The organism is Janthinobacterium agaricidamnosum NBRC 102515 = DSM 9628, from assembly GCF_000723165.1.
GTDB lineage: Bacteria > Pseudomonadota > Gammaproteobacteria > Burkholderiales > Burkholderiaceae_D > Janthinobacterium > Janthinobacterium agaricidamnosum.
In genome coordinates this window covers 4964089-4978090 of record NZ_HG322949.1, presented here as the reverse complement: position 1 = coordinate 4978090, position 14002 = coordinate 4964089, and the positions used below count along the sequence as shown (strand labels likewise).

13 protein-coding genes are annotated in these 14002 nt (G+C 57.5%); 8 read left to right on the top strand and 5 right to left on the bottom strand.

All coding sequences use genetic code 11. The features are described from left to right. The first annotated feature begins 19 nt into the window (after positions 1-19). The 3 genes from GJA_RS21400 to GJA_RS21390 all read left to right on the top strand — a co-directional run bounded on the left by GJA_RS21400 (position 20) and on the right by GJA_RS21390 (position 3082). On the top strand, positions 20-898 hold the full coding sequence (locus GJA_RS21400; protein ID WP_038496347.1) for a CPBP family intramembrane glutamic endopeptidase: 879 nt from the start codon (positions 20-22) through the stop codon (positions 896-898). Positions 899-1056: 158 nt separating this feature from the next. Further along, entirely contained in the window at positions 1057-2520 is a 1464-nt protein-coding gene (locus GJA_RS21395; protein ID WP_038496344.1) for a catalase, read from the top strand. A 172-nt stretch (positions 2521-2692) separates the two neighbouring features. Beyond that, the gene (locus tag GJA_RS21390) at positions 2693-3082 is read left to right on the top strand and encodes a hypothetical protein (protein ID WP_038496341.1); all 390 of its coding nucleotides are present in this window, start codon (positions 2693-2695) and stop codon (positions 3080-3082) included. 12 nt (positions 3083-3094) lie between these two features. Here GJA_RS21390 and GJA_RS21385 read toward each other — a convergent pair whose 3' ends face one another. From GJA_RS21385 to GJA_RS21370, 4 genes are all read right to left on the bottom strand, one after another. Continuing rightward, positions 3095-6667: an ABC transporter permease/M1 family aminopeptidase gene (locus GJA_RS21385; RefSeq protein ID WP_038496338.1), complete on the bottom strand. Its 3573-nt coding sequence runs from the start codon at positions 6665-6667 to the stop codon at positions 3095-3097. Between the two features lie 10 nt (positions 6668-6677). Further along, positions 6678-7571, bottom strand: coding sequence for an ABC transporter ATP-binding protein (locus tag GJA_RS21380; RefSeq protein WP_038496335.1), 894 nt, complete (start codon positions 7569-7571; stop codon positions 6678-6680). Positions 7572-7842: 271 nt separating this feature from the next. Next, the gene (locus tag GJA_RS21375) at positions 7843-9039 is read right to left on the bottom strand and encodes an ABC transporter permease (protein WP_038496332.1); all 1197 of its coding nucleotides are present in this window, start codon (positions 9037-9039) and stop codon (positions 7843-7845) included. Between the two features lie 3 nt (positions 9040-9042). Beyond that, complete coding sequence (locus GJA_RS21370; RefSeq protein WP_038496329.1) at positions 9043-9822, bottom strand: ABC transporter ATP-binding protein; 780 nt, start codon at positions 9820-9822, stop codon at positions 9043-9045. 174 nt (positions 9823-9996) lie between these two features. Here GJA_RS21370 and GJA_RS21365 point away from each other — a divergent pair, with 174 nt between their 5' ends. Continuing rightward, positions 9997-10440, top strand: coding sequence for a hypothetical protein (locus GJA_RS21365; RefSeq protein WP_144241614.1), 444 nt, complete (start codon positions 9997-9999; stop codon positions 10438-10440). 78 nt (positions 10441-10518) lie between these two features. After that, positions 10519-11163: a 2-polyprenyl-3-methyl-6-methoxy-1,4-benzoquinone monooxygenase gene (coq7, locus tag GJA_RS21360; RefSeq protein WP_038500685.1), complete on the top strand. Its 645-nt coding sequence runs from the start codon at positions 10519-10521 to the stop codon at positions 11161-11163. Positions 11164-11219: 56 nt separating this feature from the next. Here the strand turns inward: coq7 and GJA_RS21355 are convergent, their stop codons facing one another. Beyond that, the gene (locus GJA_RS21355) at positions 11220-11642 is read right to left on the bottom strand and encodes an OsmC family protein (RefSeq protein ID WP_038496323.1); all 423 of its coding nucleotides are present in this window, start codon (positions 11640-11642) and stop codon (positions 11220-11222) included. Between the two features lie 222 nt (positions 11643-11864). Between GJA_RS21355 and rplM the strand changes: the two genes are divergently transcribed. The 3 genes from rplM (at position 11865) to argC (ending at position 13922) form a co-directional block, all read left to right on the top strand. After that, entirely contained in the window at positions 11865-12293 is a 429-nt protein-coding gene (gene rplM / locus GJA_RS21350; RefSeq protein ID WP_010393282.1) for a 50S ribosomal protein L13, read from the top strand. A gap of 9 nt (positions 12294-12302) precedes the next feature. Further along, positions 12303-12695 carry a 30S ribosomal protein S9 gene (gene rpsI / locus GJA_RS21345; RefSeq protein ID WP_038496320.1) on the top strand — a complete coding sequence of 131 codons (393 nt, stop codon included), beginning with the start codon at positions 12303-12305 and terminating at the stop codon, positions 12693-12695. Positions 12696-12872: 177 nt separating this feature from the next. Further along, a complete protein-coding gene (argC, locus tag GJA_RS21340) occupies positions 12873-13922 on the top strand; it encodes an N-acetyl-gamma-glutamyl-phosphate reductase (RefSeq protein WP_038496318.1) in 1050 nt (349 codons plus the stop codon). Positions 13923-14002 lie beyond the last annotated feature (80 nt).

Sequence of the window (14002 nt, the reverse complement as noted above, 5' to 3'; positions counted from 1 at the left end):
TGATTAATTTAATTGAAAAATGAAAAAATCCGCTCATCAAATCCGCAAGACCATTGCCACTTTCTTATTGATCACCTTTGCGTTAGGTGCAATATTCGATTTTCTGATCATTCAATCAGGGAAATTTCCTAGAACATACATTTATGGAATCATGTGGTGTCCTGCGTTGGCAACTTACCTTACCTGCAGGATTTTTAATATTAAAATATCAGGCTTGGCCTGGCAATGGGGGGAGCCGAAATATCATTTATGGGCTTATCTGACGCCATTAATATATTCTTCAATAACTTATATTATTATATGGAGCTGTGGCTGGGGTGGTTTTTATAATGAAAAGTTTGTCACGGAAACAGCTAAATCATTAGGATGGAGTAATCTTCCGCATGGTGTTTTTATAGCATTGTATTTTGTATTCCAGGGTGTCATTGGAATTTTTGGCGGAATGTCTACTGCTTTGGGGGAGGAAATCGGGTGGAGAGGATTTCTTGTGCCTCAATTGAGCAAGATCACAAGTTATACCAATTTATCGTTGTTTACGGGTGTCATTTGGACCCTGTACCATGTCCCGGTACTGATTTTTGGCGATTATAATAACGGCGCCCCGGCATGGTATGGGTTGGGCTGTTTTACCGTCATGTTAATAAGCGGTTGCTTCATTGTTAACTGGTTCAGTTTGAAATCACAGAGTTTGTGGCCCGCAGTCATGCTTCATGCCAGTCATAATTTATTTATTCAAACGCTATTTACATCGCTGACGCAGGAAAATAGTCATAGTAAATACTTTATTGATGAATTTGGCATAGTACTCGCGCTGGTGTCTGTTTGTTTCGCAATTTATTTCTGGCGCAGGCGAGGTGAGTTGGCGGCGCCGGAGTTGCAGCGCGGCGCAGTAGCCTGAGACGGCTCGGGGCAGGGCGGGTATGCCTGGCCGAGAGGATGGGCTGTGCGCATCGGATCATTGTTAATAGCTATTGATCCGATGAAAGTAATTATCTTTTCCTTTGTTGTTCGCTTGTTTAGAATCAACTCATCCGATCAACAAACAAGGAAACAGCCATGAGCAAACCGCCACCACTCAGCACCGCATCCGGCATCCCGCTTGCCGACAATCAAAACTCTGTCAGCGCCGGCCCGCGCGGTCCATTGCTGCTGCAAGATTTCCACCTGATTGAGAAATTGCAGCATTTCAATCGCGAGCGGATTCCTGAGCGCGTGGTGCACGCCAAGGGATCCGGCGCCTACGGCACGTTCACCGTGACGCACGATATCACTGCCTACACCAAGGCCAGGCTGTTCAGCGAAGTCGGCAAGCAGACCGCGACGTTCGCGCGCTTTTCGACCGTGGGCGGCGAACGCGGCAGCGCCGATACCGAACGCGACCCACGCGGCTTCGCGCTGCGTTTCTATACCGAAGAAGGCAACTGGGATTTGGTCGGCAACAATACGCCGGTATTTTTTATCAAGGATGGCATCAAGTTCCCCGACTTTATCCACACCCAGAAGCGCGATCCGCAAAGCAATCTGAAGTCGCCTGAAATGATGTTCGATTTCTGGAGCAAGGCGCCGGAAAGCCTGCACCAGGTGACCATGCTGTTTTCCGACCGTGGCACGCCGGACGGCTACCGCCACATGGACGGTTTTGGCAGCCATACTTACAGCCTGATCAATGCCGATGGCCAGCGAGTCTATGTCAAATGGCATTTCAAGACCCGCCAAGGCATCAAGAACCTGAGCGCGGCCGAAGCGGGCCGGCTGGCTGGCGCCGATCCGGATTACGCGCAGCGCGACTTGTTCGGCGCGATCGAACGCGGAGAATTCCCGCAATGGGATGTCAAGCTGCAAGTGGCGACCGAAGAACAATTGGCGCAATGGGAAGCGCGTACCGGCTGGAATCCGTTCGACTTGACCAAGGTCTGGCCGCACCAGGATTTCCCGCTGCTGCCGGTCGGGGTGTTCGAACTGAACCGCAACCCGGCCAATTACCACGCCGAAGTCGAACAGGCAGCCTTGTCGCCGGCCAATGCGGTGCCGGGCATGTCTTATTCGCCGGACAAAATGTTGCAAAGCCGTTTGTTCGCCTACCACGACGCCCAGTTGTACCGGGTCGGCACCAACCATCAGCACTTGCCGGTGAATGCGCCGCGCTGCCCATTCCACAACCAGCAGCGCGATGGCGCGATGGCGATCAATAACGGCGGCGCGGCGCAAAACTACGCCACCGTCGAAGCGGCCGGCAGCCGTCCGCAAGGCTTGGGCCATGGCGAAGGGACCTTGGCTTTGCATGGCGAAGCAGGGCGTTTCGATGGCCGCGGCACGGAAGACGACTACACCCAGGCCGGCAATCTGTTCCGTTTGCTGCCGGCACAGGAACAGCAAAACCTGTTCGACAACCTGGCCGGTCCGTTAAGCCAGGTGCAGCCGCACACCCTGCAGCGTCAGCTGGCGCACTTTGACCTGGCCGACCCGGCCTACGGCGCAGGCGTGCGGACGGCACTGGCGGCGCGCGGCGTGGCGCTGTAAAGGCTGACATGGCGGGGAGCATATCCTTCCCGCCATGTTGTTGCTCTAGCGCAAATATATTTCAGATATAAAATATTGCCCGGTGGACACAAACCTTTTACTTGCGTAGACTGCCAGACCAATGTTTGCCGCCACGCTGGCGGTGTTTGCTCGCCATGAAAGTCCACGCACAATGACCCTCGCATCCCTGACCGTCTATGGAGACGACCTGACCCTGGAATCGATCCGCGAAGCGCTGCCCAGCGAACCGCTGCGCGACTGGCGCAAGGGCGATGCGCGCGGCGAGGGGCGGGTCTATCTGGATTCCGGTTTTGAGGTGATCATCGCCGAGCGCGGCGATCCCTTGCTGTTGCCGCAAAAAATACGCGTTTATCTGTCCGAATGCCGTTCGCGCGGCATCACCTTCGCGGTGCCGCGCATCGTCGCCGAGCTGAAAATCGCGCTGGACTTGGGCGATGTTAAAAAAGCCCAGGCCGGTATCGATTTTTCGCTGACCGAGCTGGAAACGCTGGTCAATATGGGCGTCGCGCTGAACTTTGCGGCCCGGCCGGCCGACGCCTGAGGTCACTGCCGATTACCAGGCGATCTCGACCGCGATCATATTGTCATCCGGCTTGCGGTCGATCAGTTTGTTGTCCGGATCGATGCCCGCCTTGGCCGGCTTGCCGCTGACGATCACGGTGTAGCTGTTTTGCTTGCGCTCGATCAGCTTGCGTTCGCGCAGCAGGCTGTTGCCATCCTTGTCGTCGACGCCGATGTCGATGTAGTCTTTTAACGGCGCCTCTTTTTCTTCGCCCTGTTGGTTGACATGCACTTTGCTCGCGTGCACGGTCATGACGACTTCATATTTGCCGTCTGGTAGTCTGCGGGTGCTGGCCGACATCGTCCGGTTGTCATACAACACGATCGATTCAAACAAGTCGTCGATCAGGTAAGCCTGTTGCGGCGGCGTGATCTTGCGCAAGCCATCGATCAGGATGTTGACGCTCGGATAGGGCGCGCCGCCAAACGCATATTTCACCAGCATGTCGTGCAAGACCCGATTGACCTCGTCTTCACCGAGCATGTCTTGCAGCAGATACATCGCCAGGCTGCCCTTGCGGTAATGGATGTAATCCTGGTTTTCATTATCGGCCAGCGGCAATTCCTTTTTATGTTCTTCGGTGCGGCCGATCAGGTACATATTCAGGTCATAGCGCAGGAAGCGCCGCATCTTGTCGGCGCCGACATTTTTCTTCATCACCATCAACGCCGAATATTCGGCCAGGGTTTCACTGAGCACGGTGGCGCCGCGGGTATTGCCGCCGACCAGCTGGTGCGCCCACCATTGATGCGCCACTTCATGCGCCGTCACGTAGAACGGATAATCGATGTCCTTGCGATTCTTGTCGTCGACCTTGGCGATAAACCCCACGCCTTCCGAGAACGGAATGGTGTTCGGGAACGATTGTGCATAGTTCGCATAACGGGGAAATTCGACGATGCGCAGCACTTTGTGCTGGTAAGGGCTGAAGTTCTTGCTGTAGTACTCCAGCGATTCCTTGACGCCCCTGACCATGCGGTCCAGATTGTATTCGTGGCCCGGATGGTAATACACGTCGATCGCCACATCTTGCCAGCGTTCGTGGCGCACCGCGTAGCGCGCCGACTGGAAGGAATAGAAATTGAGGATGGGTTTATCCATCTTGTACTGGAAATAGTGGCGGCCGTTGGCCACCCAGTCGTTTTCCAGCGTGCCGGGGGCGATCGCGGTCTGGTCCGGACTGGTGCTGACGGTGGCCTGGAAATTGATCCAGTCGGCGTCGTTGCCGACATAATTATTGGCCAGGCCTTGCGCATCGTCGCGTGGCAGGGCGCCTTGCTGCGCCGGCAAACCGTGTTTCTTGCGGTCGCGCACGTCTTGCAGCTCGGCTTGCTGCTGATAGCCGATATGCGGCAGCACCTGATTGGTAAAGAAGGTGCCATTGCCGATCACCGGCGTATCCAGCGTCAGGCCCAGGCTGCCTTTCGGTGCATAGCCGACCGTGAAAGCCAGCGCCAGCGAGGCGCCGGGCGCCAGCGGAGCGGCCAGTTTAAAACTGTAGAAGCCGAGTTGCTGGTCGTTGATGCCTGGCTGCACCGCCACGCCGAAGTCCAGGCGCATGGTGCTGGCGCTGCTGTCTTGCTGGACGAAAATTTCATTGATCGGCTGGGCGGTTTTGTTAACCAGCAGGTAGCGGCCCCGGACTAGCAGGCTGCGCCGTTCCGGCACGATGTCGACATCGAGTTTGACGTCGGTGATGCGCGGTTGTCCGACGGCGGCGTAGCGTTGGTACAGCCGTTCGTAGCTGGCCCGTTCGGCGTCCTTCTGGAACGGCGATTGGTAGTCGTTGACGATGTGCAGATTGTAATACAGCACGCTTCCAGCGCCGGCGAAGATGGCCAGGCCCAGGCCGAAGCTGGCCAGCACCGGCCGGCTCAAGGCATGGCGCGCCAATTGCAGGCGGGTACGCCAGCCGTTGTGTGATCCGCGCGGCCATAGCACCAGCGCCAGTACGGTCAGCATCAGTGCCGCGCCGCCCCAGTAGAGTTCGAACCAGCGTTCGCGTGGCAGGAAATGGCCGCTGCCGTTCATCGCCGAATACATGAAGCTGGGCATGCTGCCGTACAAGATCATCGGATCGCCCAAACCCATCGCGCCGAAGGTGAGGGTGGCGATGTAGTACAAGATCATCGCGAAGAACGCCAGGTATTTGTGGTTGATCAGTACTTGCAGCGTCATCGCCAGCACCGCGATCAGCGCGTAGTACGGCAATTGCACCAGGAACAGGTATTCCACATACAAGCCGGGATCGAGCTGGAAATAGCCTTTGGAAATCTGGATGGACATGCCGCACAGCATCATTATCAAGGTCAGCAACGCTTGCAAGCCGATCAGCGCGAACAGTTTCGACAGCAGCGGCAGCCAGTTCGGCACGGGCAGCGCGTCCAGCATCAGCGCGATGCGGGCTTCGCGTTCGCGCCATACCAGTTCGCCGGCATAAAACGTGGTGATGATCAGCATGAACAGCGAAAACGAAGCGTTGACCAATTCCAGCACTTTTTCGGTGACCGGGTAAGTATTGGTGCCATAGATCGAGCCGATGTCCACCGCGCTGGCGTATATGGTCAGCACGCCGGCCAGCACGATGACGACAAAATAAATGTTCTTGACGGTTTCGCGCAGGTTCAGCCACGTCATTTGCAACAGCAGCGGCGCCATGCCGCGCTGCGCGAAATCCGGCTTTTCATCCGTGTTGCGGGCTGCCGCGCTGAGTTGCAGCGGCGCTTCGCCATTGCCGCGCGGCCTGTCGGCGCCCATGCTGTCGCTGAAATTGAAGCGCCAATAACCGAGCAGCAACACCACCAGCGCGAACGACGACCAGATCACGCGATTGGCCAGGTACACGCCTTCGAGCGACAGCATGCGGGTATTGCGTTCGGCGCTGGGCCAGTATTCGGTCAGCCGCGACAGTGCGGTGGTGCCGAACGGATCGATCAGGGCGGCCAGCGTCTTGAAGTCGAGGTCGCTCGCCAGCGACGGCGCCACCAGGTAGCCGATCAGCATCACCACGCTACTGATATATACCGGTAACATGCGCCGCGTCAGCGCGGCCAGCACAAAGAAAATGGCGCCGAAGATGAACAGGTTCGGCAACAATGAATAGACGAACGGCAGCACGTAGGTCATCAGGTACTGCGGTCCGAGGCGTTCCTCATCGATGCCGGGGATTAGCGTACCGAGCCACAAGCCCAGCACGATGCTGGAAAATACCACGGCCAGCACCAGGTAGGCGCCGATAAAACGGCCAAACATGTATTGGTATTTTTTCAGCGGTGCGCTGAAAAAGAAATGTTGCATCGAGTATTCAAAATCCTGCTGCACCGAGCGGCCCATCATCGCCGCCACCACCATCGCGCCAAAACAGCCGAGGATGCTGCAGGCCAGCGCCACCGAACGGGGCGCGTTGATCCACACCCTGCCGCCGAAAGTGATGCTGGCTTCCTTGAAGACGCCGCCGGCAGCGGCCATCCACAACATCGCCAGCAGCAGGAACATGGTGAAATACACCCAGGTCGACAATAATTTCAGGCGTTGCCGGGCTTCAAATAATGCAATTGCAAACATGGCCAGCCTTTCAATCGCAATCGGGCGCGCGGTGGTGGCGTCCGGCGATGGTGGCGAAATACAAGTCTTCCAGGTCGCCGATAGCCTCTTCAAAACCATCGCCGGGATCGGTTTCGCTATACGCATGGACCAGCGTGCGGCCGGACAGCAGGCGGGTGGAAATCACCGCGTGGCGCTGCTGGAAGCTGGCCAGGTCTTTTTTATCGACAAACCGGGCCCAGATCTTGTCGCTGGCCTCGTCGATCAATTGTTGGGTTTTGCCGCACAGCAGCACATGGCCCTTGTTGATGATCGCCATGTTGGCGCACAGGTCGGCCACGTCGCTGACGATATGGGTCGACAGGATCACGGTCTTGTCTTCGCCGATGTCGGACAGCAGGTTGTGGAAACGTACCCGTTCCTGCGGGTCGAGGCCGGCGGTCGGTTCATCGACGATAATCAGTTTCGGGTCGCCCAGCAATGCCTGGGCGATACCGAAACGCTGGCGCATGCCGCCGGAAAAGCCGCCCAGTTTCTGGTGGCGCACATCGAACAGATTGGTTTGCTGCAACAGTCCGTCGACCACTTCGCGGCGCCGGCCGCGTTGCGACAAGCCTTTCAGCACGGCAAAATGGTCGAGCAATTCGTAAGCGGTCACTTTCGGATACAGGCCGAAATCCTGCGGCAGGTAACCGAGCTGGCGGCGGATTTCATCCTTGTCGTCGAGCACATCGAGGTCACCGAAGAAGACCGAACCGGAATCGCATTCCTGCAACGTGGCCAGGGTACGCATCAGCGTCGACTTGCCGGCGCCGTTCGGACCCAGCAAGCCGAACATGCCGTTCGGGATCGTCAGCGTAATATTGTCCAGCGCAAGCACACCGTTGCCATACGTCTTGGACAGATTGCGGATGTGTAATTCCATACAGTTCCTCATTTGATGCTGTTGCCGCCCGCCTGGCCTGGAGTGCCGGCGGACTTTTGATATGGTGGCATTGTATTGAATTTAAGCCGCACTGGGCGGTTGCTTGCGATGGTTGGCGGTTTGATGCGGCCAGACTGCGCTATGCCGGGCCTGGAATGCAGGCCTGTGAGTAGTAGCGCGCCGGACAAAACCCCGATGGCGGCGTTGCCTTGCCATACAGTCGTACTGCCTGCGTCAATGTGCCTTGCCCTGAACGTTTTGTCCGGCGCTCTTAATTACGGAATAAAACTTCTTCGCGGTTAAACCACCATTTGCATAGCATCAGCAAGGCGCCGGCGATGATGCTGGTCGACAGCAAAATAACGCCGAACATGCGGTAATCCATGGTGCCTTTAATTAATTCTTTCATCGCCAGTGAAACATTGGTCAGCGGTACCATCGCCCAAAACCAGTTCATCTTGACGCCGGGCAGCATCGCCATCACGGTTGGCAAGATGGTCAGCAGCATCAATGGCGTGATCAGGCCGGCCGCTTCCTTGTAGCTCTTGGCGTAAATCGAGATGCACAGCAGGATGGCGGCGAAAATTGCCGCCGTCGGCACCAGCATCAGCGCCACCATCGCCAGGTCCAGCACGCCAATGCTATGCAGCAGCGTCGACATCTTGCCTTGCAGCGTATCGCCGAACAGCAACAGCAGCACGCCCATGCTGGCCACCATCAGCAGCGCCGACACCAGCCCGACCGTGAACAGCAGCAGGAATTTGGCGGTCACGATGGCGCCGCGCGGCACTGGCGCCAGCAGCAGGGTTTCCAGCGTGCCACGCTCCTTTTCGCCGGCGCCCTGGTCGATCGCCGGATACATCGCCGCCGTCAGGCAGACCATCAGCAGCAGATACGGCAGCAAGCCGCCGATGATCGCGCCGATTTGTTCGCGGTCATCGGCGGTGGAATGATTTTCCAGCGTCACGGGATTGAGTGCGAAGCGCAATTGCTCCTGGTTCAGGTTCAGCGCCGCCAGCGCGGCGGCCCGCAAGCTGTCATTGTGGGCGTCGACCAGCGCCATCACCCTTTGCCGGGTGACATCGATGGCCGATGCGCTGTTGTAATGCAGCGCGATCACCGCTTGCCGCTGGTGCTGCAAGTCGGCATCGAATTGCGGCGGGATCACCAGCGCGAACTTGATGCGGTCGTCGGCAATCGCCTTGCGGATGTCGGCAGTATCGTTCAAGACGACTTCGCGCAGATTCTTTTCTTGCTCGAAACGCTGGCTCAAGGCCGGCGAATTTTCCTTGCCGAACATCGCATACGCCAGTTGCGCCGCCTGGGCGCTCTTGAACATGGTCGACGACAGGTAGGCAAAACCGCCGAAAATCAGCGGCATCGCGAAAATCGGAATCAGGATCGTGAAAATCAGCGTCTTGCGGTCGCGCGTCAATTCCAGTAATTCCTTCAGGTAGATAATCCACATGGCTCAGGGTTCCTGGTTGATGACGCTGACAAACGCATCGTATAAATCGGCGCTGCCGCCCAGGTGGCGCAAGGCATCGACGCTGCCGTTGAAGGCGTTCTTGCCGTGGTTGATGATGCAGACACGGTCGCATAGTTTCTCGACTTCATGCAAATGATGGGTAGAAAAAATCAGCGGCACGCGCAGCGCCTTGTAGCTCGCAATAAAATCGAGCAAGATCTTGGACGACATCACGTCCAGCCCGCTGGTCGGTTCATCCAGGATCACCACTTGCGGCTCATGCACGACGGTGCGGGCGATCGCGCATTTTTGCTTCATGCCGGTGGACAACTGATCGACCCGCTTGTGGGAAAACTCGTGGATTTGCAGCAAATCGAACAAGTCATCGCAGCGCTGCTTCAGGTGCGGCGCACGCATGCCATGCAGGCGGCCGAAATATTCGACGTTTTCGCGCGCCGTCAGGCGGCCGTACAGGCCGGTGCTGCCGGACAGGAAGCCGATGCTCTGGCGCGCCACCAGCGGTTGCTGCAAGACATCGACGCCATTCACGTAAGCGTGGCCGGCGTCGGCTTGCAGCGCCGTCGACAGCAGGCGCAGCGTGGTGGTCTTGCCGGCGCCGTTGGGGCCCAGCAATCCCAGCACCTGGCCGGGTTCACAACTGAAGCTGACGTCGCGCACGGCATGGAACCAGCCGTCCTGGTCGCGTGGATCGCGCAACTGTGCCTGCTTCCCTTTGTGTGGCGGCAAGCGGAAGCGTTTTGCCAGATTCTTCACTTCGATCATTGCGCATTCCCATTCTGACGAAATACAAGAGTAGCATGTAAAAAATGCGGGCAGCAATGATAATGTTTATCCGATGAAATGTTTTTAAAGCATTTTTTTGCGTGCACGATTGGATGCGGCAAGACTATCAGGCACAATGCCTGATTGGTGCGTGGACGTGGTCAGGGAGGTGGCATGAAGCAGGCTGGAGCGCAGTTGAATGAAGCGATGCAAGAACAGGCGCTGGCCATGGCGCGCGCCGGCATGACCAGCTTTGAAGCGATCGGTTTTTTTCGCGTCACGGTGGGACTGTTTTACCTGGCCGGCCTGATGACCGAGGATGCGCTGGATTTCAAGAAAATCGATGCCCAGTACAACCGCTTTATTTACCGTTCCATCGGCGGCGGGCACAGCATCGCCAGCGTGCTGCAATTCATGAGCGGTGAAAAAGTGCTGCGTATCCTCGACTCGGCGCGTTTCATCAAGGCTTATGCTGAACTGTGCCCGGAAATTCCGCTCGACAGCATTCCTTTCCTGATTTCCCTGAACCTGGGCGTGGCCAAGAGTATTTCCGGCATCGATGCGGTGGGGCCGGTGGTGGACTGGATCGAAAGCAAGAAACAGCAAGCCGGACCATGATGGCCTGGCGGACGGCTACGCCGGCGGCGCGCCTATCGTCCTATAATCATGTTTTACGACACAGATAACACCGATACGATGACAGCGAACCGTTACCACCATCCCTTGGATCGTTTGATTATTGGCGCTGACAAAGCGCTGCGCGTCATGGCTGGCGTGGCCGCCGCATCGCGCCCGAATCCGGCGCTGCGCGCGCCCGACGCCAGCCTGGACCAGGCCGAACAGCGTCACAGTGCGGGCTTGATGCGGGTCAACCATGTCGGCGAAGTATGCGCCCAGGCGTTGTACAACTCGCAGGCGCGCTACGCGCACAACCCGGCGATCCGCGCCCAGTTCGCCGAAGCGGGCCGCGAAGAAGAGGATCACCTGGCGTGGACCGCGCAACGCCTGGCCGAACTGGGTTCGCAGCCAAGCTTGCTCAATCCGCTGTGGTATGCCGGTTCCTACGTGCTGGGCACGCTTGCCGCGCGCCTCGGCGACGGCCGCAGCCTGGGCTTCGTGGTGGAAACCGAACGCCAGGTCGAAGCGCACCTGGGCAGCCACCTGGATGAATTGCCGGCGCAGGACGCCAAATCGCGCGCCATCGTCAAGCAGATGCAAATCGATGAAATCGAGCATGGCGCGGCGGCCCAGCGTCTCGGCGCGCTGGAGATGCCGGCGCCGGTGCGCGGCCTGATGGCGCTGATGGGCAAGGTCATGACCAGGACCGCCTACTATATTTGATGATGGCGATGACACCAGCGCCAGGCTTGCCGCCGGCGCTGGCGCAAGGCGGTCGCCTATTCTTCGACGATCTCGAAGGAGTGGGTGATTTCCGCGGTTTTGGCCAGCATGATCGATGCCGAGCAATATTTGTCATGTGACAAGTTCACCGCGCGTTCGACGGCGCTCTGTTTTAACGCCTTGCCGCGCACGGTGAAGTGGAAATGGATCTTGGTAAATATTTTAGGGTCGGTATCGGCCCGTTCGGCTTTCAGCGTGACTTCGCAGCCGCTGACGTTTTCGCGGCCGCGTTTCAAGATCAGCACCACGTCGTACGCGGTGCAGCCGCCGGTACCGAGCAACACCATTTCCATCGGCCGCGGCGCCAGGTTATGACCGCCGCCATCGGGCGCGCCATCCATCGTGACCAGATGGCCGGAACCGGTTTGTGCCAAAAAACTCATGCCGGACGGCCCGTTCCAGCTAACTTTGCATTCCATCGTACTCTCCAATAAATCGTGCGTTTTATATTGTAAAGGAGGAAGGTGGACAGGTGTTTGCCGGCTTGCATGGGCGCTGCCGCAAGCCGGGCTTGACGTATTTGGCTGGCATCGCTTATACTTGTCGGCTTTCCGTTCGCTCAGGAAAAGTAAATAAGGCCGAGTCCGCAAGTTTTGTGTGCGGAACCACCATTTGAGCGTGTAATCTATTAGGAAGTCAACATGAAAACATTTTCCGCTAAAGGACATGAAGTCCAGCGCGATTGGTTCGTGGTTGACGCGACGGACAAAGTCCTCGGACGTGTTGCCAGCGAAGTGGCACTCCGACTGCGCGGCAAACACAAACCGGAATTTACTCCTCACGTCGATACGGGCGATTTCATCGTCGTCATCAACGCAGGCAAACTGCGCGTGACCGGTACCAAAGCTACCGAAAAAATCTACTATCGCCACTCTGGCTATCCAGGCGGCATCTACGAAACCAATTTCCAGAAAATGCAACAGCGTTTTCCGGGTCGCGCGCTGGAAAAAGCGGTCAAGGGCATGTTGCCTAAAGGCCCGCTCGGCTACGCGATGATCAAAAAGCTGAAAGTGTACGCGGAAGGTTCCCATCCGCACGCTGCTCAGCAACCTAAAGCACTCGTCCTTTAAGGAACTGACATGATCGGTAATTACAATTATGGAACCGGCCGTCGCAAGAGTGCAGTGGCTCGGGTTTTTATCAAAGTCGGCACTGGCTTGATCGTTGTTAACGGCAAACCGGCGAACGAATACTTTTCGCGCGAAACAGGTCTGATGGTCATCCGTCAACCGCTGGAACTGACCGGCAATGTCGAGCGTTTCGACATCAAAGTCAACGTCCATGGCGGCGGCGAGTCCGGCCAGGCTGGTGCGGTTCGTCACGGCATCACCCGCGCTTTGATCGACTACGATGCAGCGTTGAAATCGGATCTGGCCAAAGCCGGCTTCGTGACCCGCGATGCACGTGAAGTTGAACGTAAAAAAGTTGGTCTGCGCAAAGCACGTCGCGCAAAACAATTCTCGAAGCGTTAATTTTTACGCTACAGTGTATGCGGCTTGCCGCGTACTGTCCCAAAAGCCGCCAGACGACTGTCTCGCGGCTTTTTTGCATTGAAAGCATCCGCTTTCCAGCCCTGTTAAAATACCAGGCCAGTTGCCTGTGTTTTAAGCATTGCGTACCCCACACTCACTCTCACACAAGGAAAGAAAATGATCAAAGTTGGCATCGTCGGCGGCACCGGATACACCGGAGTGGAATTGCTGCGATTATTGGCCGTCCATCCAGACGTGCAGCTGACAGCGATCACGTCGCGCAAGGAAGACGGTTTGCCGGTGGCGGACATGTATCCATCGCTGCGCGGCCGCGTCGATATCGCGTTTTCTTCGCCTGACAAGGCCAGGCTGGAAGAGTGCGATGTGGTGTTTTTCGCCACGCCGCACGGTGTTGCCATGGCGCAAGCTCCAGCCTTGCTGGCGGCCGGCGTCAAAGTGATCGACCTGGCCGCGGATTTCCGCCTGAAAGACCAGGCCAAGTTTGAAGAGTGGTACAAGATCCCGCACACCGCGCCGGAATTGATACCCGAAGCCGTTTACGGCTTGCCGGAATTGAACCGCGCAGAAATCAGGCAAGCCCGTCTGGTCGCCAATCCGGGTTGCTACCCGACCACCATGCAAATCGGCTATGCGCCGCTGCTGAAGGCCGGGCTGGTCGATGCTGCCAGCCTGATCGCCGATTGCAAGTCGGGCGTGTCCGGCGCCGGCCGCAAGGCCGAGATCGGCATCCTGTTTTCGGAAGCCAGCGACAGTTTTAAAGCGTACGGCGTGTCCGGCCACCGTCACTTGCCGGAAACCAGCGCGCAATTGCAGCGTTTCACCGACCAGAAAATCGGCCTGATCTTCACGCCGCACCTGGTGCCGATGATACGCGGCATGCATTCGACGCTGTACGCGCGCCTGAGCAAGGATGTCAGCAATGAAGAATTGCAATCTTTGTTTGAAGAGCAATACAAAAATGAACAATTCATCGATGTGATGCCATTTGCATCGCATCCGGAAACCCGTTCGACCCGCGGCGCCAATGTGCTGCGCCTGGCGCTGCATCGTCCGCATGTCGATGGCGTGCCGGGCAATACGGTCATCATCCTGGTGGTGCAAGACAACCTGGTCAAGGGCGCGTCCGGCCAGGCCGTGCAGTGCATGAATTTGATGTTCGGCCTGGAAGAAAGCAAGGGCTTGAACCAGATCGCGCTGATGCCCTGACGGGAATGCGGGCTGGCGGGCGACGCAGATCAAGGTACGTCCCGCCCGGCAGGGTAAATTAGGTACTGGCCAGGCCGATT